The organism is Roseibium sp. (assembly GCF_965233565.1).
Lineage (GTDB): Bacteria > Pseudomonadota > Alphaproteobacteria > Rhizobiales > Stappiaceae > Roseibium.
Window position 1 is genome coordinate 711,489 of the sequence record NZ_OZ247494.1, and the last position, 23,999, is coordinate 735,487.

Annotated in this window: 26 protein-coding genes and 1 riboswitch; of the genes, 13 read left to right on the forward strand and 13 right to left on the reverse strand. The window is 59.5% G+C overall.

Features of this window, described 5'->3' with window-relative positions:
* Positions 1–88: 88 nt before the first annotated feature.
* Genes mnhG through ACO6TG_RS03430 form a run of 7 tightly spaced genes read right to left on the reverse strand, consistent with a single transcriptional unit; the run spans position 89 to position 6,040 of the window.
* Complete coding sequence (gene mnhG, locus ACO6TG_RS03400) at positions 89–433, reverse strand: monovalent cation/H(+) antiporter subunit G (RefSeq protein WP_094071226.1); 345 nt, start codon at positions 431–433, stop codon at positions 89–91.
* A complete protein-coding gene (locus ACO6TG_RS03405; RefSeq protein ID WP_422376868.1) occupies positions 430–786 on the reverse strand; it encodes a cation:proton antiporter in 357 nt (118 codons plus the stop codon). The genes mnhG and ACO6TG_RS03405 overlap by 4 nt, the downstream gene beginning before the upstream one ends.
* Positions 783–1,259, reverse strand: coding sequence for a Na+/H+ antiporter subunit E (locus ACO6TG_RS03410; protein ID WP_094071228.1), 477 nt, complete (start codon positions 1,257–1,259; stop codon positions 783–785). The genes ACO6TG_RS03405 and ACO6TG_RS03410 overlap by 4 nt, the downstream gene beginning before the upstream one ends.
* On the reverse strand, positions 1,256–2,845 hold the full coding sequence (locus tag ACO6TG_RS03415; protein ID WP_422376869.1) for a Na+/H+ antiporter subunit D: 1,590 nt from the start codon (positions 2,843–2,845) through the stop codon (positions 1,256–1,258). Before ACO6TG_RS03415 ends, ACO6TG_RS03410 begins: the two co-directional genes overlap by 4 nt.
* Before the next feature lie 5 nt (positions 2,846–2,850).
* Entirely contained in the window at positions 2,851–3,228 is a 378-nt protein-coding gene (locus tag ACO6TG_RS03420) for a Na+/H+ antiporter subunit C (RefSeq protein WP_094071230.1), read from the reverse strand.
* The gene (locus ACO6TG_RS03425) at positions 3,228–3,647 is read right to left on the reverse strand and encodes a Na(+)/H(+) antiporter subunit B (protein WP_094071231.1); all 420 of its coding nucleotides are present in this window, start codon (positions 3,645–3,647) and stop codon (positions 3,228–3,230) included. The genes ACO6TG_RS03420 and ACO6TG_RS03425 overlap by 1 nt, the downstream gene beginning before the upstream one ends.
* Positions 3,647–6,040, reverse strand: coding sequence for a putative monovalent cation/H+ antiporter subunit A (locus ACO6TG_RS03430; protein ID WP_422376870.1), 2,394 nt, complete (start codon positions 6,038–6,040; stop codon positions 3,647–3,649). The genes ACO6TG_RS03425 and ACO6TG_RS03430 overlap by 1 nt, the downstream gene beginning before the upstream one ends.
* 405 nt (positions 6,041–6,445) lie before the next feature.
* Here ACO6TG_RS03430 and ACO6TG_RS03435 point away from each other — a divergent pair, with 405 nt between their 5' ends.
* The 3 genes from ACO6TG_RS03435 to ACO6TG_RS03445 all read left to right on the forward strand — a co-directional run bounded on the left by ACO6TG_RS03435 (position 6,446) and on the right by ACO6TG_RS03445 (position 8,985).
* Positions 6,446–7,423, forward strand: a complete 978-nt coding sequence (locus ACO6TG_RS03435) for a GGDEF domain-containing protein (protein ID WP_422376871.1) — start codon at positions 6,446–6,448, stop codon at positions 7,421–7,423.
* An 85-nt stretch (positions 7,424–7,508) separates the two neighbouring features.
* Entirely contained in the window at positions 7,509–7,967 is a 459-nt protein-coding gene (gene msrB / locus ACO6TG_RS03440) for a peptide-methionine (R)-S-oxide reductase MsrB (RefSeq protein ID WP_422376872.1), read from the forward strand.
* Between the two features lie 160 nt (positions 7,968–8,127).
* Positions 8,128–8,985 carry a substrate-binding periplasmic protein gene (locus tag ACO6TG_RS03445; RefSeq protein WP_422376873.1) on the forward strand — a complete coding sequence of 286 codons (858 nt, stop codon included), beginning with the start codon at positions 8,128–8,130 and terminating at the stop codon, positions 8,983–8,985.
* Here the strand turns inward: ACO6TG_RS03445 and ACO6TG_RS03450 are convergent.
* Complete coding sequence (locus ACO6TG_RS03450) at positions 8,928–9,314, reverse strand: MAPEG family protein (RefSeq protein ID WP_094071234.1); 387 nt, start codon at positions 9,312–9,314, stop codon at positions 8,928–8,930. The genes ACO6TG_RS03445 and ACO6TG_RS03450 overlap by 58 nt on opposite strands.
* A gap of 117 nt (positions 9,315–9,431) precedes the next feature.
* Here ACO6TG_RS03450 and ACO6TG_RS03455 point away from each other — a divergent pair, with 117 nt between their 5' ends.
* Positions 9,432–10,283 (forward strand): helix-turn-helix domain-containing protein, encoded by an 852-nt coding sequence (locus ACO6TG_RS03455; RefSeq protein WP_422376874.1) that lies wholly within the window; start codon positions 9,432–9,434, stop codon positions 10,281–10,283.
* A complete protein-coding gene (locus tag ACO6TG_RS03460; protein WP_422376875.1) occupies positions 10,280–11,179 on the forward strand; it encodes a hypothetical protein in 900 nt (299 codons plus the stop codon). The genes ACO6TG_RS03455 and ACO6TG_RS03460 overlap by 4 nt, the downstream gene beginning before the upstream one ends.
* Positions 11,180–11,201: 22 nt before the next feature.
* On the opposite strand, the gene ACO6TG_RS03465 is transcribed toward ACO6TG_RS03460, so the two are convergent.
* Positions 11,202–11,621: a winged helix-turn-helix transcriptional regulator gene (locus ACO6TG_RS03465; RefSeq protein ID WP_422376876.1), complete on the reverse strand. Its 420-nt coding sequence runs from the start codon at positions 11,619–11,621 to the stop codon at positions 11,202–11,204.
* A 132-nt stretch (positions 11,622–11,753) separates the two neighbouring features.
* Here ACO6TG_RS03465 and ACO6TG_RS03470 point away from each other — a divergent pair, with 132 nt between their 5' ends.
* The 3 genes from ACO6TG_RS03470 to ACO6TG_RS03480 all read left to right on the forward strand — a co-directional run bounded on the left by ACO6TG_RS03470 (position 11,754) and on the right by ACO6TG_RS03480 (position 15,058).
* Positions 11,754–12,629, forward strand: a complete 876-nt coding sequence (locus ACO6TG_RS03470) for an SDR family oxidoreductase (RefSeq protein ID WP_422376877.1) — start codon at positions 11,754–11,756, stop codon at positions 12,627–12,629.
* A 54-nt stretch (positions 12,630–12,683) separates the two neighbouring features.
* Positions 12,684–13,700 carry a hypothetical protein gene (locus tag ACO6TG_RS03475; protein WP_422376878.1) on the forward strand — a complete coding sequence of 339 codons (1,017 nt, stop codon included), beginning with the start codon at positions 12,684–12,686 and terminating at the stop codon, positions 13,698–13,700.
* 119 nt (positions 13,701–13,819) lie between these two features.
* On the forward strand, positions 13,820–15,058 hold the full coding sequence (locus ACO6TG_RS03480) for an MFS transporter (RefSeq protein WP_422376879.1): 1,239 nt from the start codon (positions 13,820–13,822) through the stop codon (positions 15,056–15,058).
* On the opposite strand, the gene ACO6TG_RS03485 is transcribed toward ACO6TG_RS03480, so the two are convergent.
* From ACO6TG_RS03485 to ACO6TG_RS03500, 4 genes are all read right to left on the reverse strand, one after another.
* Entirely contained in the window at positions 15,018–15,983 is a 966-nt protein-coding gene (locus ACO6TG_RS03485) for a FecCD family ABC transporter permease (protein WP_422378834.1), read from the reverse strand. The genes ACO6TG_RS03480 and ACO6TG_RS03485 overlap by 41 nt on opposite strands.
* 133 nt (positions 15,984–16,116) lie before the next feature.
* Complete coding sequence (locus ACO6TG_RS03490; protein WP_422376880.1) at positions 16,117–17,052, reverse strand: ABC transporter substrate-binding protein; 936 nt, start codon at positions 17,050–17,052, stop codon at positions 16,117–16,119.
* 15 nt (positions 17,053–17,067) lie between these two features.
* A complete protein-coding gene (locus ACO6TG_RS03495) occupies positions 17,068–17,841 on the reverse strand; it encodes an ABC transporter ATP-binding protein (protein WP_422376881.1) in 774 nt (257 codons plus the stop codon).
* Complete coding sequence (locus ACO6TG_RS03500; RefSeq protein ID WP_422376882.1) at positions 17,838–18,242, reverse strand: DUF1636 family protein; 405 nt, start codon at positions 18,240–18,242, stop codon at positions 17,838–17,840. Before ACO6TG_RS03500 ends, ACO6TG_RS03495 begins: the two co-directional genes overlap by 4 nt.
* A gap of 375 nt (positions 18,243–18,617) precedes the next feature.
* Positions 18,618–18,829, reverse strand: a riboswitch (cobalamin riboswitch).
* 171 nt (positions 18,830–19,000) lie between these two features.
* Between ACO6TG_RS03500 and ACO6TG_RS03505 the strand changes: the two genes are divergently transcribed.
* From ACO6TG_RS03505 to ACO6TG_RS03525, 5 genes are all read left to right on the forward strand, one after another.
* Complete coding sequence (locus ACO6TG_RS03505) at positions 19,001–20,476, forward strand: cytochrome ubiquinol oxidase subunit I (RefSeq protein WP_422376883.1); 1,476 nt, start codon at positions 19,001–19,003, stop codon at positions 20,474–20,476.
* On the forward strand, positions 20,379–21,389 hold the full coding sequence (locus tag ACO6TG_RS03510; protein ID WP_422376884.1) for a cytochrome d ubiquinol oxidase subunit II: 1,011 nt from the start codon (positions 20,379–20,381) through the stop codon (positions 21,387–21,389). The genes ACO6TG_RS03505 and ACO6TG_RS03510 overlap by 98 nt, the downstream gene beginning before the upstream one ends.
* A 453-nt stretch (positions 21,390–21,842) precedes the next feature.
* The gene (locus ACO6TG_RS03515) at positions 21,843–22,712 is read left to right on the forward strand and encodes an ABC transporter substrate binding protein (RefSeq protein WP_422376885.1); all 870 of its coding nucleotides are present in this window, start codon (positions 21,843–21,845) and stop codon (positions 22,710–22,712) included.
* Between the two features lie 133 nt (positions 22,713–22,845).
* Positions 22,846–23,148 carry a hypothetical protein gene (locus tag ACO6TG_RS03520; protein ID WP_422376886.1) on the forward strand — a complete coding sequence of 101 codons (303 nt, stop codon included), beginning with the start codon at positions 22,846–22,848 and terminating at the stop codon, positions 23,146–23,148.
* Positions 23,149–23,152: 4 nt separating this feature from the next.
* The gene (locus tag ACO6TG_RS03525; RefSeq protein ID WP_422376887.1) at positions 23,153–23,968 is read left to right on the forward strand and encodes an RNA polymerase sigma factor; all 816 of its coding nucleotides are present in this window, start codon (positions 23,153–23,155) and stop codon (positions 23,966–23,968) included.
* Positions 23,969–23,999 lie beyond the last annotated feature (31 nt).

Genomic DNA, 23,999 nt, shown 5'->3' on the forward strand with positions numbered 1-23,999 from the left:
AACGGTTCTAATGCACCTAGTTAGACAATGGATGGATAGTATTGTCTCGAAAGCAGACTAAACACGTCGAAGCAGCAGACTGCCGGCCTCAGCCCTTGGGCCTCATCGTTTCAGCCAGAGCGTCTTCCTTGGTATCGGCGCAGGGACGGTATCCGGCCGAGTAGGCAGCTTTCGCCAACAAATGGGCCGAAATTGGGGCGGTCAGCAGAAAGAAGACCACACCTGCGATCGCCCGCGTAACGACGCCAAGGTCACCGGCGTGAACTGCAAGCGCAAGAAGCATGACACCTGACCCCAGCGTACCGGCCTTGGAGGCCGCGTGGGTTCTCATGTAGACATCCTTCAGGCGTACGAGGCCAATAGATGCCACCAGGGCAAAACCGGCGCCGATCACAAGCATGACGCCGGTGACGATCTCAACAAGCGCCGTCATTGTCCGGCCTCCCTGCGTCTGATGCTCTCTTCGACTTCTTCCATGATCGTCTGGTCCCCGGCCGTTCCGCGGTTGAGGATGAAACGCGCGAAGGCGACGGTCGCCAGGAACCCGACCAGGCCGAGCGTGATCGCAATATCGATATAGAGATAAAAACCGGTCGAGACGCCGATCGCGGCGATGAAGCCGATACCGGTTGCAACCAGCATATCGAGAGCCACCACGCGATCCGGCAAGGTCGGTCCCTTGAGTGTCCTGTAAACAATCACCAGAAACGACACGGTGAGCAGGCCCAGGGCGATATGAACGCAGACATGCAGGAACTGCGAGGCAAAACTGTCAATGGGTGTCATCGGAACACCTCCAGGATCTTGCGCTCGAAACCGTTCTTGATGTCATCGATTGTCGCCTGCGGATCCGGCACGTCAATGCAGTGGATATAAAGGGTCTTGCGGTCTTCCGAGACGTCCATCGAAAGCGTGCCCGGCGTCAGTGTGATCAGATTGGCGAGCATGGTGATCTCAAAGTCCCGGTCCACTGTCAGCGGAAAGGCGATAATGCCCGGCTGCAGATCGATTTTCGGCCGCAGAACGATCATCGCCACGCGCCAGGCCGATTTGATCAGCTCGTAGACAAATAGAAACGCAAGGCCGACGCCCTTTGTCACCCTTTGTGTGTACTCGGTCGTACCAACCTGTTCCCGGATCAGGTAAAGAGCGCCGAAACCGAGCAGGAAGCCAAAGGCAAGATTGACCTCGGCAAAGCTGCCCGTGACCGCCGCCCAGGCAAGCATCAGAAGAATATTGATGAGAAAGAGACTGGTCATCCCTCACCTCCAAAGACCGAACGCAGGTAACCCAGCGGATTGACCACGCTGTTTCCGCCGCGCTGTGACAGATCCATCATCCATTCCGGCTGAAGGCCGAAATAGACGATAAGTGCCGTCAGGATTAAGAGAGGCAGCCACACCGTTCCGCCCTTGAGATGCATGGTAGCAGCGCCGTCGCCGGACACCGACTGGCCATCCGCCGTTCCCTCGGGCCCGCCACGCCAGAAGGCGTAGATCCAGACCCGCCCCATTGCCAGCGTCGTCAGGAAACCGCTGAGCAGAATGGCAGCACCCAGCCAGGCACGGCTGTCATCAAAGGCCTCCGCGACAAGCACCACTTTGGGCCAGAAGCCGGAAAAGGGCGGCAGGCCGGACACGGCAAAGGCCAGGATCAGGAACACTGCGGCAAAGGCGGCGTTCTTCTGATAAAGGCCGCCCAGCTTCCGCAGATCATAGGACCCGGCCATCAGGTTCATGACACCGGACGCCAGATAAAGCGCCGTCATGACAATGATGGAATGCACCGCGTAGAAGATTGCCCCGGCAATCGCCTGCTCGGAGCCGATCGCAACACCGGCCAGCATGGAGCCGATGCCGGCGATTACCAGATAACCGAGAAGCCGCCGGACCTCGCTCTGGGCAAGCGCGCCGATTGCCCCGACCAGAAGCGTTCCAATCGCCACAAGCGCCACAACATCGGCCATGTAGTCAAGCGACTTTGGAAAGACCAGCACGAACAGCCGGATCAGGGCGTACACACCGACTTTGGTCAGCAGGCCGGCAAAGACCGCGGAAATCACGATATTTGGCGTGTGATAGGAGGCCGGCAGCCAGAAATTGACCGGGAATGCGGCCGCCTTCATGGCAAAGGCCAGGAAGTAGAGTGCCGCGACAGTCGCCAGAGTCCCGGAGGCGGGATTGTTCAGTTCCGCCACTTTGCCGGCTATATCGGCCATGTTGAGTGTACCGAACATGCCATACAGCAGGCCGGTTGCGATCAGAAAGAGGTTGGTGCCGACCAGATTCAAAACGCCGTATTTCACGGCACCGTCCAGCTGGATCCGGTCATTGCCGAGCACCAGCAGGCCATAGGACGAGATCAGAAGAACCTCGAACCAGACATAGAGGTTGAAGACATCGCCGGTCAGGAACGCGCCGCAGACACCGGTCATCAGCAACAGGAGGAACGGGTAGAAGCCATAGCGCCGCCCGGTGCTGTCGACCGTCGACATGCCGAAGATGCCGGCACACAGCGCGACGACGGAGCCGATCATGGTCAGCGTTGCGCCAAGCGCGTCGACCGTAAAGGCGATGCCGAATGGTGGCAGCCAGCCGCCCATCACCATGGTGATCACACCCTGGTCGAGCACGCGCAACAGCAACCCGGCACTGGCCACGACAAGAAGCACCAGGAAACTGACGCCAAGCTTGGGCTGCAGGTCTGTGTTCTTGCGCAGCATCAGGCACAGCGCACCGCCCAGCATGGTGATCAGCACCGGGGCGACCACCAGCCAGTCACCCGCAGCAACGGGTTCGAGATTCATCGCCTGGGAATAGTCGACGGAAACGGAGGAACCGGCCATGAAGCTTAGTACCCTTGCGGCGGAGTTTGATCGTTGTCGGGCTCGGCGACGCGCATCTCGTTGACTTCATCCGTGCCCAGCTCCTGATAGGCGCGGAAGGCCAGCACCAGCAGGAAGGCAAAGAACGAAAACGAAATCACGATTGCCGTCAGCACAAGAGCTTGCGGCAGCGGATTGGCCGTCGCGATGGCAGGCGTATAGAGATCCGGCGGGATCAGCGGTGGCACTTCCCGCGTGAGGCGGCCATTGGTGAAGATCAGCATGTTCACCGAATTGCCGAGAATGGCGATGCCCAGCAGGATCCGGACCAGCTGCTTCGACAGCATCAGATAGACAGCCACCGTGAAGAACAGGCCGATCAGGATTGCAACACCGGTTTCCATCAGTCGGCCTCCCTTTCTTCCAGCGCCAGAGCAATGGAGCCTATGGCCCCGACGACCACCAGATAGACGCCAATGTCGAAGATCAATGGTGACGACAGCGGGATCTCGACGCCGAACGCCTTCACGTACCACCATTGGCTGGTCATGAAAGGCTGGCTCTTGAACAGCGAGATAATGCCGGCCGCGGCCCCGATGAACAGGCCGAAGCCTGCAATGCCCATCGGGTGGAAGACAATGGCACGGCGCACGGAGGCGACGCCGCAGGCAATGCCGAAAATCGCCAATGCGGACGCAGCGATCAGCCCGCCGATAAAGCCCCCCCCCGGTTCATTGTGACCGCGCAGAAGCACGAAGATCGAAAACAGGACCATAAGCGCGGAGAGATACGGCGCGATGGTGCGAAAGATGATTGTACGCATCAGTTTGCCTCCGCCGGTTTGGACTGGGCCGCTTCGGCATCTGGCGCTTCGTCCGGTTTCTCAGGTCTGGTGCGTACGCGGATCAGAGCCAGCACGCAGAGCCCTGCCAGCACCACCACGGCAATCTCGCCGAGCGTATCAATGCCGCGGAAGTCGACGAGGATCACGTTGACGATGTTGCGGCCATGGGCAATCGAACGACTGAACTCGGTGAAGAAATCAGACAGGCGGCTGTCGAACGGCTGCTGCGTGATTGCCATCAGCGTCAGGCACAGTCCGAGGCCCACGGCCGCAGCAACCGCGCCCGTGCTGAGCGCCGCTGGCAGGGACCGGTGATCGCTCGGATGCAGGTTGAGGCGGGTCATAACCAGCGCCAGGATGACCACGGACAATGTTTCGACCATGAACTGGGTGAAGGCCAGGTCCGGAGCTCCGAAGATCAGGAAGATCAGCGCCACGGCAAAGCCCTGGATACCGAGCGAGACAATGGCGGTCAGCCGTGTCTTGGCGATCAGCACCGCAAACAGGCCAAGCACGGCAATCAGGAAGATGCCCCACTCATAGAACCGGTATTCCGGCAGCTTGGGCATCGCCGGGAAGCTGTTGGTGAGATAACCGGGCAACAGAACGGCCAGACCGGTGAAGAGGAAAGTCAGCACCATGTAGGTCTGCATCTTGCCGGTCTGCAGAAGCCGCGTGATCAGGGTCGACAGGCTGACAATGCCGGCGACGAACTGGTCGAAGCCCTTGTCCGGGCCCCAGCCGATCGTAGTCAGGATACCGGCGATGGTTGCCCGCAGCCGGTCGAGCTGCGTGAAAAGGGCGATGCCAAGACCAATCGTGATGATTGACAGGTAAAGCGCAACATTGCCGGAGATGTAGGTCGGCCAGAGGTGAAGGTCGATCTCGGTAAAGACGCCGCGGAGCGATGCCAGGGTCGGGGCCACGAAGAGATCGCCCGTCGTATGCGCAACAAGCGCCAGACCGAGCCCCAGAACAGACAGGACAACAGGACCTGCAAAGAGAAGCACTGGGCCTTCATGGGCATGTTTGGGCGTTTCCACCTTGGGACCAAAGAAAGGCTTGATCGCAACAGCTGCGGCAATCACGAACATCAAGGCGTTGCCGACAAGCGCCGTCAGCGTCAGCGGCAGCCCCCAGAATTCCAGCCAGCCCCAGGTGCCATAATAGAGCACTTCCTTCGCGATGAAGCCGATGAAGGGCGGCAGACCAGCCATGGAAAGAGCTGCAAGACACGCTGCCAGGAACGTGATCGGCATCGCTGAGCGCAATCCACCAAGCTTGGTGATGTCCCGCGTCCCGGCTTCGTGGTCGATCGTGCCGGCGACCATGAACAAGGCACCCTTGAACAGGGAGTGGGCCAACAGATAGAGGACCGCAGCTTCCAGGGCTCTTTCGTCACTCGTGCCGGTCAGCATAACCAGAAGGCCGAGCGAGGCCACTGTGGTGTAGGCCAGCATGAGCTTCAGATCGGTCTGGCGAACAGCCAGGATCGTGCCCACCAGAAGAGTCATTCCGCCGAAAATCGGCAGGACAGTATTCCATTCCGGCGTGTCTCCCAGCAGCGGGTGCATGCGCATCAGAAGATAGACACCTGCCTTCACCATGGTTGCCGAATGCAGGAACGCCGAGACCGGCGTCGGCGCCTCCATGGCATTGGGCAGCCAGAAGTGGAACGGAAACTGTGCCGACTTGGTAAACGCTCCTCCGAGCACCAGGATGAAGATCACCAGATATAGACCGCTGTCCTTGATGACGTCCGGCGAGCCCAGCAAGGCGGACATCTCGTATTTGCCGGTCGCCTGAATGATCACCAGGAAGCCTGCCAGGAGTACAAGCCCCCCTCCTCCGGTCACCACGAGCGCCTGGATCGCGGCGCGGCGCGAGGCGGCACGCAGATGATCAAACCCGATCAGCAGGAACGACGTAATCGACGTCAGCTCCCAGAAAATGAACAGCGAAATCAGGTTATTGCCGAGCACAAGCCCGAGCATCGCGCCCATGAACAGAAACAGAAACGAAAAGAACCTGCCTTGTTGCGGGTGTCCTTTCAGATAGCCCCCGGCATAGAGAATGATGAAGGTGCCGATGCCGGAAATCAGCAGGGCAAACAGGGTCGACAGACCGTCCACATAGACCGAGAAGTCGACATTGTAACTGGGTACCCAGGCAATGCTGGCAACAAAGGTCTCGCCTCGTGACACGGGCTCGATGAAGCCGACAAAATGAAGGAAGATCAGCGCAGGCACGACCGCAAGCGGCCAAGCGGCGTTGTGCTTGAACCAACGGGTCAGAAACGGTGCAACTGCCGCGGCAGCAAAGGGCGCGAGGACAGCATAAAGAGTGGTGTCGTCGATCATTGCTGGCGTCATGCTGAACTTTCGTTGCAGTTGATCAAGAAACGGCGACCGCCGATTCAATAGAATCAGCCCGGGTCCGCCAGATGATAACGGCCCGAAACAGGTTATGACATGTCTTAGGCAGTTGAATCCGCCTCTTCAAGCTGATGGCAGCCGATTTTCGATATTTTCAAACCGCTCTCTTGTTCCAGCTAAACTTCGCGCTAGATACGAGGAACTTTTCGCTGTGATTTTTGCTTAGCTGTCAATCTCATGGCGTGAATTTCGCGCTCTCAGGTGAGGAATTTCGCCGAAATTGGCGTTCTGCCGTTCCCCGCCGATTCGATGTGCTGCGCTTGCCACTTGATTTCGCAACGTGAATACCGTTCAGTTTCATTTGGACGAAGCATTTCCGTCAGATTTCTATGCGAGGCGAAAATGGTGTTGGACGGCAACAGGGAAACTCCTTCCGGGCAGAGCTTGCTCCACCCGTCCAGCATTGATTTCGAAACGCTGGTCAAGCTGAGCAACGATGCCATTGTGCTGTTGTCTCTCGGCGGAGACCCCGCCTTTCTGTCGCCGGCCGCAGAGCGGCTGTTCGGATGGAATGCCGACAAGTTTGCAGATCATCTGAGCGACCTTGTCTATATGGGCGTTCCCAACACTGACGCAGAACTCCTGAACGCGATCCTGTCGGGGAGCGCGGATCCGCAGGGGCCGCTTCCCCATGCGGACCTGCAATTGCGCTCGGCTTTCGGCTCGCTGATCTGGGCGGAAGTGACCGTGCATCTGCTTGAAAACGCAACAGGCGAGCCATACGCCTTTGCAGTTTACTTCCGCAGCATTGCAAAACGTAAGGACCTGGAGAACCAGCTCGAAGCCGCGACCCAGACAGACCCGCTGACAGGCCTCATTAACCGCCGGGCCTTTGAAGACAGCCTCAGGCGGGAATGGGCAATTGCCTTGCGCGAAAGAACCCATACCAGTCTGATCAAGGTCTCCCTGGACCGTTTCGACGCTTTGGCCGAGCACCTTGGCCCCAGCGCTGCCGAAGACTGTCTCAACAAGGTCGCCTCCACCTTGCAGGAAACGGCCCGCCGGCCGGCCGACATCGCAGCGCGCACCGCAACGTCCGAATTCTCACTGCTCCTGCCACGGACCCACGAAATGGGCGCGGAGACGATCAGCGCCTATCTGCAGGTCGCCATTCAGGATCTCGCCATCCCCAATCCCGACAACACGGCCGGAAATGGCATCATGACCGCTTCCGTTGGCGCGGCCTGCGCCGTCGCAGAGCAAACAGGCGTTTCGGAGAGCTCGGAATTCATCCTGGCAGCGGCGGAGAACTGCGTATTCCAGGCGCGCCAGGAAGGCGGCAATCGGGTTAAAACGGTGATGAATGTCCTGTCACGGTAGCTGACGGTAACGTTACCTGACAAATCTTGCCGCGCATCGATACCGCGCTTATTTCATGCACAAAACACACCAAAAGGATCGTGAAATGAGCGACCAGAAAACGCGTCAGGCTGACGGAGCGCCGAAAATCAAGAAAACCACCGCCGAATGGATGGAACAGCTCACGCCCGAACAGTTCTACGTCACCCGGCAGTCCGGCACGGAACGTCCGTTTACCGGGCCCTACTGGGACAACCAGCTCATCGGCCGGTATGACTGTGTCTGCTGCGGCGCGCCCCTGTTCATGTCCGACACAAAGTTCGATGCTGGCTGCGGATGGCCGAGCTTTTTCGAGAGTGTGCATCCCGATGCCATCCGGGAGCTGGACGATCATTCCCATGGCATGTTTCGAACGGAGATCCGCTGCAACAGCTGTGACGCCCATCTGGGACATGTCTTTCCGGACGGCCCAAAGCCGACGGGCCTGCGCTACTGCATGAACGGACATGCAATGAATTTCGTGCATGGCGGCCGCAAACCGGCAGACACGAATACCGGCGACTAAAGCTGTTTCGGCTGTTGGAACCAATTAATCGAAGACCCGGCGACAGCTTCGACCGGGTCTTTAAATTTCTATACTGTCAATTTTTACATCAAGATTCAGAATTCAGTTACAAAACCTAGTCATTATTCGCGATGAAGCGAATAAGTTTCTGGGGGCGGACTTGTATCTTTTCGGAAGGTTATCCTGGACTGGACTGCGTGTCCTGGCGCTGGGGCTCGGTGTTCTGTATGGCACTTCGGTGCAGGCGCAGGAAAGAAACAAGCTGATCGCCTTCACCGGCTATTTGCCACCTCTGTCCATCGATGCGGAAAACAAGGGCATCGCCGTTGAGCTCATGGAGCTTGTAGCCGAAGAGGCAGGCCTGGAGATCGAGGTGCGTTTCGCCCCCTGGAAACGGGCACAGGTGCTTGCGGAAAACACGTCCGGTTCCCTGTTGTTCACGGCAGCCTATTCGCGGGCGCGCGGGGAAAAATTTCAATACATCGCGCCGCTAATCTATACCGAGAGCGCGTTCGTCACGCTTGACCAGCCGCTGGACACATTCGAGAAGGCCATCGAAAGCGGCAAGGTGATCGGTGTTCATCTCGGCAGCCAAAGAAGCCGGATCCTGAAGCGCAACGGCGTGAACAACATCGAGGAAATCCCGACAGCGGAGCAGATGAGCACCATGTTGCACACCGGCCGGATCGATGCCTGGTACACCATGTCGATCCGGGCGAATTACGTCTATCGGCAACAGGGACACGATCCTGGAAACCTAATTGTCGGTGCGCCTGTCACCCACGGCATCCAGTGGCTCGCAGCCAACAAGGATCTTGATCCGAAGATCAGGGCCCGGCTGGCACTGGCTGTCTCAAGGGTCTGGCGCGACCCGCGCTACTGGCAGATCGTGGACCAGTACGCTCCTTCGGAACCGGCTCGTGCCGAGCCGGAACCATCCAACCGTGCGGGCATCCGGCATCATCCTGAAACCAGCGCCCACGCCATGATGATATTGCCGCACAGGGCCACACCATAGGCCAGAGACCGCGGGCCGGGAATGCCGGAGAGATACGACGGCACGTAGAGCAGGCGGCCGAAGAAAAAAAGCTGTGCCCCGGTGATTGCCAGCGCCATGTCCGTTGTCGGGATGACATACACCAGCACCGCCGGCACAAGGAAGAACGGCAGGTTTTCCTTCATATTGACAAGGGCCCTGTCCGACCGCCCCTTGTATTTTCCTTTTTCAGGCAGAACATCTCGACCGCCGGCATGCTGCCAGATGCTTTCTGACGGCAGGTAGAGGGCCGCGCTGAGGTAAATCTGGGCCAGGTAGAGAAGTAAAACGGCCAGGATCCAGGTGGTCATCGGTTGCTCCGGTCTTCGTGTGTTGCGTGACTACGAAGCGGAGCCTAAATCTTCTGATACTCTCGGCAATTCCTTCAAAGGGAATAAGCGGCTACAGCGACCAGGGCAGATTGTTGAATGAATGGGCAAACTTCTCCTTTCGGTAACTCCTTGAAGGCGCTGCGCCGTGAGCGCGGCCTGTCACAGGCCGAGCTCGCCGCACGGATCGGCTCGACCCAGCGCCACGTCTCGTTTCTGGAAACCGGGCGCGCCGGGCCAAGCCCCTTCATGATCCAGAGAATTGAACGGGAGCTGGCACTGCCCGTGGCCCGAAGCCAGGTGCTTTACCAGGCAGCCGGTTTTTCCAGCCCGTACAAATGCCGCGCGGAAGATTCACCGGATGTCGTCGAAGCGCTCGACCTGATCGAGACAAGACTGCTCAAACACTGGCCCTTCCCGGCCTATGTGCTCGACAAACGCTGGACGATCCTGCGCACCAATCTGCCTGGCAAGCTGTTTCTCACCGGGTTTTCTGAACAGCAGAACCAACCGCCCAATCTGTTCAGGATTTTTCTGTCGGCGGCGTTCCGGGAACGCATCCTGAACTGGACCGAAGCCGCACCGATTTTCGCTGCACGCCTTTACAAGGAAGCAGCCGAAGATCCGGAGCTGAACGAGCTCCTGGAGGAAGCACGCGAGGCAGGACTTCTGGATGGCCTCGACGAGACCTTTCGCGAGAATGTTCCGGTCTTTGTCCCCGTTGAAGTGTTGGGCCCGGACGGAAGCCGATTGCGCGTCACCTCCCTTCTGGGTCAGCTCGTGTCCGTGCAGGACGCGGTGATCGAGGGCATGACGATTGAACTGATGGTACCGATGGATGCCGGCACCGAGGCCTGTCTGCTCGGAGCGGGCCAGGCTGCCAACGATGCTGATACCGCGCATAATCCAGCGGCATTGGCCGGAAGCATTGGTCTGAAGGGGACAACATGATTGCACGTCGATTTCTGTCGATGGCCGCTTTGGGTTGGCTGCTGCTGTCTCCTTCAGGATTTGCAACGGCCGCGGACAACGTGCCTGCCTCTGTCTGGAACGGCGCGGACATGAGACCGGTCAACGGATTGCCCGACGGGCACTATGCGCTTGACCGACTTTCAGACGGGACAGGTGTTGCTGCCTGGTATGGCGCGCCCACCGCGCGCTACCAGCACGCCATCCTGGGGGATGACATTGAGGCCGGATCGCTGCATGTCGCTTTCCAGGATGGCCGGCACTATGACCTGTTCCTGCCGTTTGATCAGGTGTTTGAAGATCGCACACCAAGGATCGTAGACCTGGATGGCGACGGTGAAATCGAGATCGTTGCGATCCGGTCTTTTCAAGACGCGGGTGGCAGCGTTGCCCTCTACGGCATCCGGGACGGCAAGCTCAGGGAACTGGCGGCAGCAGCCCCGATTGGCCGGACCAACCGATGGCTGAATATTGCCGGCATTGCCGACTATGCCGGACGCGGCAACAAGCAGATCGCCTATGTCGAGACCCCGCATATCGGTGGCACGCTCCACGTCGTGGACTGGCAGGGCAAGACGCTTGTTCCCCTTGCCTCGCTTCCGGGCTTTTCCAACCACAAGATCGGCTCGCGCCATCAGGATCTTTCGGCCGACATTGCCTGGACCGGCAAGGGAACACCTGAGCTCGTGGTGCCTTCGGACAACCTGCGCAGCCTGCGTATCGTCGGTTTTTCAGAAAACAGCCTCGAGGAGCAGGACCGGATCGATCTTCCCGCACGCGTCCTCAAACGTGCAGCGCCTGCCAAGGGTCAGGCGCCGGGCTGCGTCCGCTTTCGCCTCGAAAACGGTGACGACGCTACGGTCTGCCCGCCGGGTTAATCAGGTCTAGGCCGCCGGAAGCTCAGCTTTGAGGCACCTGCGCTGCAAGGATCCGACCGATATTCACTTCGATCCAGTCGGCAAAATCACGAACCTTTGCCGCGACTTCCCGGCCGATCGGGGTCAGGCTGTAGTCAACATGGGGCGGCACCACGGGGTGGGAATGCCGGTTGACGAACCCGTCGGCCTCCAGCGTTTGCAGGGTTTGCGCCAGCATTTTCTCGCTGACCCCACCGACCTTGCGCCGAAGCTCGGAAAACCGGTGCTCCTTTTCCAGCAATGCGATCAGGACCAGCACGCCCCAGCGGCTGGTCAGGTGTTTCAGGATGTCACGGGACGGACAGTTCTGGTTGAACAGTTCGCCCTGCCGAACCAGGGCTGACAGCGGTCGGAACGGTTGCTGCAAGGGTTCCGGCTTCGTTTCGGATCTTGGATTTGCCATGGATCTCCAAACTTTCAGGACCAGTTTCAGGAAATCCCAAAACTAACCTTTTTGTACGTACTAACAAAAAGTAAGTGACTCGTCTACATGGGAAGCATCCGAACATAACCGATCGTTTGAAGGAGAAAGACGATGATCGCTGTCACGGGTGCCAATGGCCAGCTGGGCCGCCTTGCCCTGAAACACCTCCAGAACCTGACCACGGAACCGGTGCGCGCTCTGGTGCGCTCGCCGGAAAAGGCTCAGGATCTTGCCTCCGCTCACGTCTCTGTAGTCAAAGGCGACTACGACGATCTGGAAAGTCTGCGCGCAGCCCTGGCCGGCGTCGACCGTCTGCTGTTGATCTCCGGATCCGAGGTCGGCAAGCGGGTGGAACAGCATGCAGCGGTCATCGAAGCCGCCAAGGCTGCCGGCGTCCGGTTCATTGCCTATACCAGCCTGCTCAACGTGCCGCACTCCAGCCTGATCCTTGCTGCGGAACATGTCGAAACGGAACAGCGGCTTGCCGACAGCGGCATTGCGCATGCCGTTCTTCGCAATGGCTGGTACCTTGAAAACTTCGCCGGCACCGTTGCAGCTGCCCTTGCCCACGGTGCCGTTGTCGGTGCAAGTGGCAGCGGCCGGTTCTCCGCGGCAGGACGCTCGGACTATGCCGAAGCGGCCGCCAGGGTGATCGCAGGTGATGACCTGTCCACACGCGCCCTCGACCTTGGCGGCCAACCCGCCTTCACCCTCGCAGATCTCGCCGCCGAACTCACCCGCCAGAGCGGACGCGACATTCCGTTCAACAATCTTCCGGAAGACACCTATGCCGGGATCCTGGTGGAAGCGGGACTGCCGGACGGCTTCGCCAAGGCCCTTGCCGATGCGGACCGCGGGGCTTCGGCAGGCGAACTGGAAACAGCCTCCACAGCACTGCAAGACCTGATCGGCCATCCCGCGCGAACGCTCGGGGACTTTGTTGCCGAGACGCTGGCAACGAGCCAGGTCGACGGCGACGCAGCGTAAGACTCGATCATCAGGGGTCTTCCGAACTGGAAGGCCCCGTAAGGCAAGGCTAAAATGCGCGGCACCGAAACGCTCCCGTCGCCAATGCCGTCTGCACTATTTGCCTCCTCTTCGTTCAATCTCTCAAAAAACGATCCGGTCGTAACCTGGCTTCTGGACGGCGATCCGGCAATCGCCTTCCAGGTTCACAGGGATCTCTTTGAAGAAGATCGCCTAGATCTTCAGAAGCGCATTCCTCTGGAAGGCTGGGGCAAGGCCTATCTGGAGGCGCGCCACATCGATGGCTCCTGGGGCAATGGCTTTTACAAGCCCTACTGGACCGCCAGCCACTACACGCTTCTGGACCTCAAGTCCTTTGCCTTTCCGCCTGACCATCCGGCAATCGCCGAGAGCCTTGATCTGATCCTCAGGCGTCCGCGCGCCCGGGACGGCGGCATCACAGCATCCGCTGGAGACAAGAAGAGCGATGTCTGCATCAATGCGCTCTTTCTGAGCTATGCCGCCTATTTCGGAGTAACAGCAAAGCGCCTGGAACCGGTGGTCGACTTTCTTCTGGGTGAGCGAATGCAAGACGGCGGTTTCAACTGCATGCGCAACAGGTCCGGTGCAAAGGTCAGCTCCCTGCATTCAACACTATCGGCGATCGAAGGCTTGTCCGGCTTTTTGGCGAAAGGCCACTCCTATCGCGCCGAAGAGATCAGGGACAGTCTCCGCACAGCCAGGGAAGCCCTCCTGGCCCGTCGTCTGTTCCGCTCCCGCCGGAGCGGTGACATCATTCGGGCCGGCTTTCTGAAACCGACCTTCCCGGCCCGCTGGCGTTACACCACGCTTCGCGCCCTCGACACGTTTCGCGCCGACGGCACGCCGTTCGACCCGAGGATGCAGGAAGCACTGACCCGGCTGGCCGGATTGCGGCGCAAGGACGGGCGCTGGCTGCGCAGCGCGGCGCTGCCCGGCAAAACCCACCTGGAGCTGGAACCACCGAGGCAGCCAAGCCGCTGGATCACGCTGATTGCCCTGCGGATCCTGAAGGCCTACGGGCACGCTCCGGAGAATGACAAAACGTCATAACCTGGCTTTGTGCGGACCGAACTCATTTCAGATCCTGTTCAATTGCTTCAAGGAAATTTGTTGGTCGCAGGTCTGCCGACCTGATAGGCACGAAAGACTGAATGTCCGGAAAGCCGATCATGTCCGTTGCCACCGCGCCAGACCCTTACGTCCAGGACGGGCCCTATGCCTGGTTCCGCCTGGCCATCTCGATCCTGCTGAGCACCCTTGGAGGCGCCGGCATGTGGGCGGTCGTGGTCGTTCTGCCGGCAGTCCAGACCGATTTTGGCATTGACCGGGCCGGCGCCTCCCTGCCCTACACTGCAACCATGCTGGGTTTCGCCGCCGGCAACTATCTGCTGGGTCGTTTTGTCGACCGGTTCGGCATCGTGCCGCCTGTGATCGGATCGGCCGTCGCGCTCAGCGCCGGTTTCGCGCTGGCGGCACTGTCCACGGATGTCTGGATGTTCTCGCTTGCCCAGGGCGTTCTTGTCGGATTGGGCACGGCGGCGACCTTCGGGCCGCTGATTGCAGATGTCTCCCACTGGTTTCTGAAACGCCGCGGGCTCGCGGTTGCCTGTGCGGCCTGTGGCAATTATCTGGCAGGTGTGCTCTGGCCAACCTTCATCCAGTGGAGCCTGGCCACGACCGATTGGCGCGAAACCTACCTGATGATCGCGGCGATCTGCATTGTCACCATGGTTCCGCTTGCGCTGATCCTGCGCCGGCGACCACCCGAAAGCGCCCTGTCGGCCGCGCCCAGCGCCCGGGCCTTCGGTGACCAGACCACCGGCCTATCACCGGCAGCGCTGCAATGGCTGCTGGTTCTGGCCGGCCTGGCCTGCTGCGTGGCCATGTCGATGCCGCAGGTCCATATCGTTGCCTATTGTGTCGATCTCGGCTTCGGCGTTGCGCCCGGCGCCGACATGATCGCGCTGATGACGGGCGCCGGGGTGATCAGCCGGCTTGCCTCCGGTTTCGTTGCCGACAAGATTGGCGGCGTGAAGACGCTGCTGATCGGCTCCGTCCTGCAGTGCGCTGCCCTGTTTCTCTATATTCCCTTCGATGGGCTGGCATCGCTCTATCTGGTCTCGCTGATCTTCGGCCTGGCCCAGGGCGGCATCGTGCCGAGTTACGCAGTGATCGTGCGCGAATACCTGCCGGCACGCGAGGCCGGCCAGCGGGTCGGTCTGGTGATCATGTCAACAATCCTCGGCATGGCGCTCGGCGGCTGGCTGTCCGGCCTGATCTACGATCTGACCGGTTCCTATGATGCCGCCTTCCTGAACGGCATCGCCTGGAACTTCCTGAACATGGCCGTGATGATCTTCATCCTGTTCAGCGGCCGCCGTCGCCGGACTTCGATCGCAGCAGGATGATGAAGAAGACACCGCCGATCAGACCGGTGACGATGCCGATGGGCATGTCTTCCGGCGCCATCAGCGTGCGCGCCAGAATATCCGCCCAGATGAGGAAAATCGCGCCAAGCAGAAGTGAAATCGGCAGGACACGCGTGTAACTGCCCCCCACCAGGTATCTCGCGATATGCGGGATCATCAGGCCGACAAAGCCGATGATCCCGGAAAACGCGACCATCACGCCGGTGATGAGAGCGCCAACGACGAACACCGTCAGCCGGAAACGTTGAACGGCGATGCCCAGCGTTGCAGCCGTTTCATCGCCGATGGTCATCGCATTCAGATCCGCGGCCTTCATCAGGAGGTAAGGCGTCGTCAGGACCAGAATGGCGAGCGGATAAAGCAGATGGCTCCATTGCGCCAGACCAAGCCCGCCCAGCATCCAGAACACCACCGTATGCGTGGCCCTCGGATCGCCCAGGAAAATCAGGATATTGGCCAGGGCCATGATCACGAAGGACACGGCAACCCCGGCCAGCACCAGCTTGTCGGCGCTTGTTGCGCCGGTGAACCGGGTCACGCTGAGCACAACAAGCGTTGCCAGCAGCGCGCCTGCAAAGGCCATCACGGGCACGGTCAGAAGACCGAGAAAAAGCCCCGTGTGCAAAAGCGCCAGAATGGCACCGGCTGCCCCGCCCGACGATATGCCGAGCAGGTGTGGATCAGCCAGCGGATTGCGCGTCACCGCCTGCAGCGCCGCCCCGACCAGCGCCAGCCCGGCACCGACAAAGGCGGCCAGGATCACCCGCGGAAAGCGGATGTCCCAGACGATGGCTTCCCGGCCCTTGGACCAGTCGACGTCAACCAGTCCCGGCCAGACCTTGTTGGCAACAACCCCGAGAACCGTTCCAGACGGGACGGAAACCGCCCCGACCGAAACGCCCATGACCACGGACACGACAAGAACGATCAAGCCCGCCAGAATCCACAGGCCGATCGCGCTCTGCTTGGTGGATTTTCGCTGGTCAGTCTGAAACGAGCGATCCAGTCCATCCGAAGCCGGTCGTTGCAACAAGGGCTCATTCTCCCCAGAAGGCGTCGGCGAGTTTCTTCACCGCATTGATGTTCCGCGGTCCCGGTGTCGCTTCCACGTATTCCAGAGTGACAAAACGGTCGTTCTTGACGGCATCAATTCCGGCAAGCGCTGGATTGTTCTTCATGAAGTCACGCTTCTGCTCGGCTGTGACGTTGCCGTAATTGACGATCACGACCACTTCCGGATCTTTTTCGACCACTGTTTCCCAGTCGATCTTGGCCCAGCTCTTCTCGAAATCATCGAGCACGTTGACACCGCCGGCCGCCTCGATCAGGGCAGTCGGCATCGCGTAACGGCCGGCCGTGAATGGCTTGTCTTCACCACTGTCATAAACAAAGACGCGCAGCGGCTTGTCGCCGGTTTCAAGCGCAGAGGTAAAGGATTCAAGCTCCTGCTTGTAGCCCGCCACCAGGTCAAGGGCGGTGTCTTCGACATTGAAAATCTTCCCGAGATTAACGAGATCATTATACATGTCGTCCATGGACACCTTCGGTTTGTCGCCGATATGGATGCACGATTCCGTCAGCTCGTAGACCTTGATCCCGAACGGCTCCAGGGTTTCGGGCGTGACCTCTCCGCCAACCTTCATGCCATAGTTCCAGCCCGCGAAGTAAAAATCCGCATCTGCGCCGATCAGCACTTCCCTGGTCGGGTATTTGGCGGACAGTTCCGGCAGTTCGGCAACGCCTTCGCGCATCTCCTCGTCCAGCGTTTTCCACCCGGAAATGCCGGTATAGCCGACCATGCTGTCACGCAGGCCCAGCACCAGCATCATTTCCGTCAGGTTGACGTCGTTGGAAATGGCCGCTTTCGGCGGGGCGTCAAAGGTGACCTCGCGGTCGCAGCTTTGAACGGTTGTCTGAGCAAAAGCTGTACCTGCGTAAAGGGTTGCAGCCAGACCAAGGGCCAGACGTTTCATAAAGATACTCCACTTTTAAAGATGAAAACTGAGATGTCGTTCACGGCCAGGCCCCAGCTCCTGCTGCTGGACCCGCACCGAATAGGCGTGTTCGATATATTCCGGCGTCAAAACCTCTTCCGGCGCGCCGTGAGCCACCAGATTGCCCTGGTGAAGCAACAGCACCTGATCACACACCTGCGCCGCCATGTTGAGATCATGCAGACTGGTCACAATGGTGATGTTGAGGCTGCTGATCAGCGCGACGATTTCGAGCTGGTGGCGGATATCCAGGTGATTTGTCGGTTCATCCAGGATCAGCAATTGCGGCTCCTGGGCGAGTGCCCGGGCCACCATCACCCGCTGACGTTCACCGCCTGACAAGGTCCCGAAGGAACGGCCTGCCAGACAGAAAAGCCCCATACGGTCCAGTGCACCGTCAATGAGTTCAGCGTCGTGACGCCCGCCACCTGCAAATCCGGATCCATGCGGACGCCGGCCGAGCGCCACGATTTCACGAACGGAAAGCGCAAAATCCGTTGGTTGTTCCTGAAGGACGGCGGCAATCTGCCGGGCACTCTCGCGTGCCGACAACGACCAGATGTCCCGGCCGTTCAGATGAACGGAACCGCTGACCGGCCGGTGAAACCGGTACAGCAGTCGCAGAAGCGTGGATTTGCCGGCGCCATTGGCCCCGGCAATTCCAAGTACCTTTCCAGCCGCAAGCTCGAAACTGACATCGTTCAGGAGCCGTTTGCCCCTGCCCGGCTGCCAGCTCACACCGCGAACGGAAAGCGTTGCACCGCTCATGAGACGGCGGCCGTATCGGCTTCGGTGACGATCATGGCCGCCGGTATCCGGGCAAGTGCCGTCCGGCGCAGCTTGCCGGGCCGTTCGCCGGAATTGCACCATCCGTCCTCGAGGGCACGATAGTGCTCCGCAAAGGCAACCAGATCATCGATATCCGTTTCCGGATCGATATCGCCAAAGAGATAGGTTGCCTTGCCACTGGCCCGATAGGCCACCGTACACGGCCTGGAACAGTCGGCCATGCAGGCGACGCCCGAGATCTCGAAATCATCACCGACCACGGGCACCGCAAGCTTCAGGGCGTCCTGCAGCTTCTTGATCAGCTCGTAGCCCGGCCGACAATTGCTGTTTTTATGCCGGCAGGAGGTGCAGACGAAAATCTTGTGCGGTTCAGTGCTCATGCCCGGTCCCCCTGTTCGAAACAGAGGGGTCTGCTTCGTCCAGCCTGGCCGGACGGTCTTGCGCCTCAAGTGCTTTCAAGGAACCTCCTGCTGCAACACCGGAAAGAGAATCTTGTAATGTTATTACATTACGATCCTTGTTCTTTGCAAGCACGTCCTTGAAGCGGTTCGGGCACATGGCCCGGGCCGCACGTTCGCTAAGGCTGCTGGTCGGCGTTCTCTTGCGAGCAGTGGTGAAAGAAGTCTGTCTTGTGTCTGTCCGGTTCATATCGCCCTCCGCGATTGCACGGGGGCTTGTCGAACCGAATGTCACTTGAGATCAGCAGTTGCTGAATTGCCATGTCACTCGCTCCTCCGGAACACCCCGTCCGGGTTGAAGTTTCAGGTGAAATGGCAGGTCTCCTGACTTGCGGGTCGCAGCTTGCCTGGTCCTTCCCGGGGGTCTCCCAGTGGCGCTTCCAGGGTCGCTCGCCGCTCACAGTTGCGGGGGCAGTCACGGATTTGGTGCCTGATGGCTACGCCTCACCGTGTTCCCTTTTAATTCCGATCCGGCTTCGGATTCGGAAACCATCCCTTTCTTGTGGCCAACAAGGGTCATGCTGTCAATCGGGAATACGACCCGCGGTAGCGCAGAACGGACTGACGGCGAGGTGGCGGCTTGACGCAGGGCATGGCGCCGCATCCTGGCCGATTTCGATTGTGGCGCCTGCGCAAAAGTCCATATCCAGGCCAGAGAAGACAACCGCTTAGAGGACCAAATGGAAGAGCTGCTGCTGAGCCGGATCCAGTTTGCCGCCAACATCTCGTTTCACATCCTGTTCCCGACGATCACCATCGCGCTGGGGTGGGTGCTGCTGTTTTTCAAGCTTCGCTTCAATGCAACCAGTGATGACCGATGGATGGCCGCCTACCGGTTCTGGGTCAAGATCTTTGCCCTCTCCTTCGGCCTTGGTGTTGTCAGCGGCATTACCATGAGCTTTCAGTTCGGCACCAACTGGCCCGGTTTCATGGAAACCGTGGGCAATGTCGCCGGCCCGCTTTTGGCCTATGAGGTTCTGACGGCCTTTTTTCTGGAGGCGGCCTTTCTTGGCATCATGCTTTTCGGCACACGCCGCGTTCCGAACTGGCTGCACACGCTGGCGACGTTCCTTGTCGCCTTCGGCACCACGGTCAGCGCGTTCTGGATCCTGGTATTGAATTCCTGGATGCACACGCCTGCCGGCTTCGAGCTGCGCGATGGCGTGGTTCACGCCACGGACTGGATGGCTATCATCTTCAATCCCTCCATGCCCTACCGGCTCGCCCATATGTTGCTGGCCTCCGGACTGACAGTCGCCTTTCTCATCACGGGCGTTTCTGCCTACAGGCGGCTGGTCGGTGATCGGTCAAAAGGCGCCCGCCTGTCGCTTCGCACCGGCCTCTGGATGGCTGCAATCCTGATACCGGCCCAGATCTATGCAGGCGATCTGCATGGTCTCAACACGCTTGAGCATCAGCCTCAGAAAGTCGCTGCCATGGAGGGCAACTGGACAACCGGCCCCAACACGCCCCTGCTGCTCTTTGCCCTGCCCGACGAAGAGAACCGGGAGAACCGGTTCGAAATCGGCGTCCCGAGCGGCGCATCACTCATCCTGAAGCACGATCCAGCCGGCGTTGTCCCGGGTCTCAACGACTTTTATGCTGAAGATGGCACGGCCCTTCACCCGCCGGTCGCCCCCGTCTTCTGGTCCTTCCGCATCATGGTCGGAACAGGTGTCCTTATGCTGCTGGTCAGCTGGGGCACGTTGATAGCCATGCGCCGCAGCGGCGGCCTCGACGGGCTGAACCGGTGGGTCCTGCGTGCGCTCGTCGCGATGACTTTCTCCGGATGGGTGGCAACATTGGCCGGTTGGTACACAACAGAGATCGGTCGTCAGCCCTGGCTTGTTCAAGGGGTTCTGACGACGGAAGCCGCCGTGGCCGACGTTCCGGCCGGAATGGTCGCGACGACACTTGCCGCCTATCTGGTGGTCTATGCGCTCCTGCTGGTCGCCTATGTTACCGTGATTTTCCGACTGGCTTACAAATCGTCGGAACCTGACCGCCGACCCCATTCCGGCGCAGCTCCTGTCGCCTTTCTGCCCGCGGAGTTACACGATGACCCTGTTTGGAGATCCGGCCGTTTGGCTGCCGCTGGCCTTTGCCGCCCTGATGGGCCTGTCCATTCTCGTCTATGTCATTCTGGACGGTTTTGATCTCGGCGTGGGCATTCTTTTTCCGCTTGCCGAAAAGCACGAACAGGACAGAATGGTGGCGGCCATTGGGCCCTTCTGGGATGCAAACGAAACCTGGCTTGTGCTGGCAGTCGGCCTCTTGCTGGTTGCCTTTCCAGTCGCCCACGGGACGGTGCTGACAGCGCTTTATCTGCCGGTTGCAGTCATGTTGATCGGTCTGATCCTGCGCGGTGTCGCTTTCGAGTTCCGTGCCAAGACGACCGGAGCACAAAAGGTGATCTGGGACCGGTCCTTCTTTATCGGCTCACTCGCAGCCTCGCTTTCACAAGGCTACATGCTCGGCATCTACATCATGGGCCTCGAACAGACAGCTGCCACAATGGCGTTTGGCGCCTTGACGGCGCTTTGCCTGACGGCCGGCTATGGTCTGATCGGTGCCGCATGGCTGATCATCAAGACAGACGGTGCCCTGCAGATCAAGGCGGTCACCTGGGCACGTCGGAGGCTCCTGGGAGTCCTGGTCGGCCTATGCGCCGTTTCGGCGGCAAGCCCCCTGATCAGCGAGCGGATCTTCGAAAAATGGTTTTCGTTTCCCATCATCATCCTGCTGGCTCCCCTGCCCCTTGTTTCGCTTCTTTTGCTCGGCGTCCTCTGGATTGCACTCAAGCACTTGCCGGACAGGCTCGACCGCTGGAACTGGATACCGTTCACAGCCTCTTCCCTGCTGTTCGTTCTTGCATTTGCCGGACTGGCCTATTCCTTCTATCCCTATGTGGTGCCGGAAAAACTGACGCTTTACGAGAGCGCCAGTGCACCCGAAAGCCTCTTCATCATTCTGCTGGGCGCTCTGTTCGTCCTGCCGGTGATTATCGGTTACACGGTGCTGGCTTACACGGTGTTCCGCGGCAAGGCCACGGATCTCAGCTATGACTGATCACCGGACGTGCCGCTGAAAAAGATTCAATCCTTGTTGAGAGGTCCTGACAACCGCATTGAAAGAACAGCGGTTCGCAGGCCTGTTACCGCTAGGTCATGACCGAGCACTCCGCGCGCGAATATGCCGTCTGTGTCGAGCTGGCTCCCGGTCGAACCCGCCGGTCTAACGATACAGTCAAAAGGCGGCCCAACAACCAGAAACAACCAGAGGTAAAAAACAGGAAAAATTTCGCTGGCAAAAGAAACGTTTTTTAACTGAGCAAGACAAAAAGCAGGTTAGGAGCATTTGCAAATTCAGGATAGATTCATGACCTGAATGTGAAGGATGGCTGTGCCAAATCCTCGTGCCAATGGGAGTGCACCCCGTTTGTTGACCCGGTTGATATGTCTGCTGTTTGTGCTTTGCTCCCTGTACGCCGGCAATGCCAGCGCCGAAAGCAAGTCAATCCTGATGATCACCTGGCGAGGTCAGACCGACGCGGAGTTCGGTTTCATTCAGCGGCTGAAAGACCTGGGCGTCGACGCCGAGTACGAAATCTTTGACGCCGCACGCGACCAGAACAGGCTTGCCGGATTTTTGCGGCAGAGCCGGGACAAACTGAAATCGAAGGATCTGATTTACACCTTCGGCACAACGGCGACGCAAACCGTCAAGAATTTCAATCCAGACGGCATCCCTCATCTGTTCAACATCGTTGCCAATCCGGTAGGGGTCGGGATTGCGGCTTCGCACGGCTCACCCGCCTTCGGTATAACCGGCGCCAAGATGGCGCTGTCGCCCGAAGTCAACATTCAGTTGCTTGAGCAGCTCTATCCATTCAAACGAATTGCCGTCCTGTTCGACCCACGCGAGGACAATTCAGTCTCCGAGCTCGACAAGATCACCGCAGTGAGCGAAGCACTCGGTAAGGAAGTCCTCCGCTTGCGCCTGTCGCCCGATGCCAGGACAAGCAAGCTGCAAATTGATTCCCTGACACCGCAACTCCAATCCGCCGACGTCATCTATGTCACGGCGGCATCGTCCTTCATTGCCTATTTCGATCTGTTGAAGCAGATCCTTCCCCAGGATGTCGTGAGCATGGGGTCCTCGACCGCCTATATCAACGAGGGCATTACGCTCGCCTTCGGAACCGAGTATCGCGAACGCGGCGAGGCTGCGGCGGACATGGCTGCCAGGATCCTGCTGGACGGCGTTTTACCTAACGATCTGCCGATCGACGAAATTGCGGCCAATGAAGCCACTCTCTACATCAACACCCACCATCAGGCCGTCCCGAAACTGCGTTTGAGCCGGACCAACAACCCGATCGTGCTCAAATAGGATCCGAGCGGCCAGCTTGTTTGAAAACAATCGCCTGACCGAGTTTTTGAAGACAAGGCAATTTTGTTTGTCACAGACCGACGTCTGCGTCCGTCAAACGGTGTGTAACGTTCACCTGGAACAGGACAGTCCAATGACCAAACACACCGAAGTCTATGTCTACGAAATCAGCGACGAGAACATCCCCGCCTTTCTGGACATCAAGGAAAAGCTGATTGCAGAGGCGCATTCCCTGCCGGGACTGCTGGCCTCAGCCACCTATCGTTCTGCCGCCGAACCCAACCTCTTCATGGACAAAATGCACTGGCGCGATGCGGCGGCTGCCGAAGAAGGCAATCGACTGTTCCAGTCCCTGCCCACAACCCCGGACTTCCTGGCACTGATGGCGGCGCCACCGAGGCTGGCTGGTCCGATGGATCTGATCGCGGGAGAGTAGTTTCATGGAGCGCCCGCTTGAACTGATTGACGACGCTCTGGTTAAGCGGGCGACCTCCGGTGAGGCCGCCGCCCTGGACCGCATTCTGTCGCTGGCCATGCGTCCGGTCTATAACCTCGCCCTGCGCATGCTTCAGCGGCACGACGACGCCGAGGATGCCACCCAGGAGGTTCTGATCCGGCTGGCGACAAACCTGTCAACCTTTCGCGGCGACGCCCGGTTTTCGACCTGGGCCTGGACGATTGCCACCAGATGCATTCTCGATTTTCGTGGCGGCAAGGCCCGGCAGGCCCCGGTCAGCGCCGAAGGCTTCGCGTCGGACCTGCAAGACGGGCTGGATGTGACCGCCACGGACAATCCGGAAACCGCATTGCTGGTCGCCCAGGTCAAGCTCGGCTGCTGCCGGGCCATGCTGCAGGTACTCGACGGCGACCATCGGCTGGCCTACATCCTGGGCGAAATCCTTTGCCTTGATCAGTCTGAAGCCGCCGCCGCGCTCGGCCTGTCGCCAGCCAATTTCCGTAAGCGCCTGTCCCGGGCCCGGACAAAAATCCAGTCACTTCTGCGTGCCAGTTGTGGCATTGCCGCCCCCCAGAATGCCTGTCGATGCAGTCGGCGCGCTGCCCCGGCAACGCAGCTTGGAAGGCTGGATCCCAGGGACGCAGTCTCGCTGGACCTCCCGGCGTTGAGCCAAAAGATCGCTGCCCTCGACGAGCTTGAACGCACCGCCGCTCTTTTTCAGGCTGATCCCGACACCACGATCTCCGAACTTCTCCTGCCCCGCATCACCGCGGTTTTCGCGAGTGGAACACAGTCATAGGCACGCGGGACTTTGACAGCCTGCACCTCTT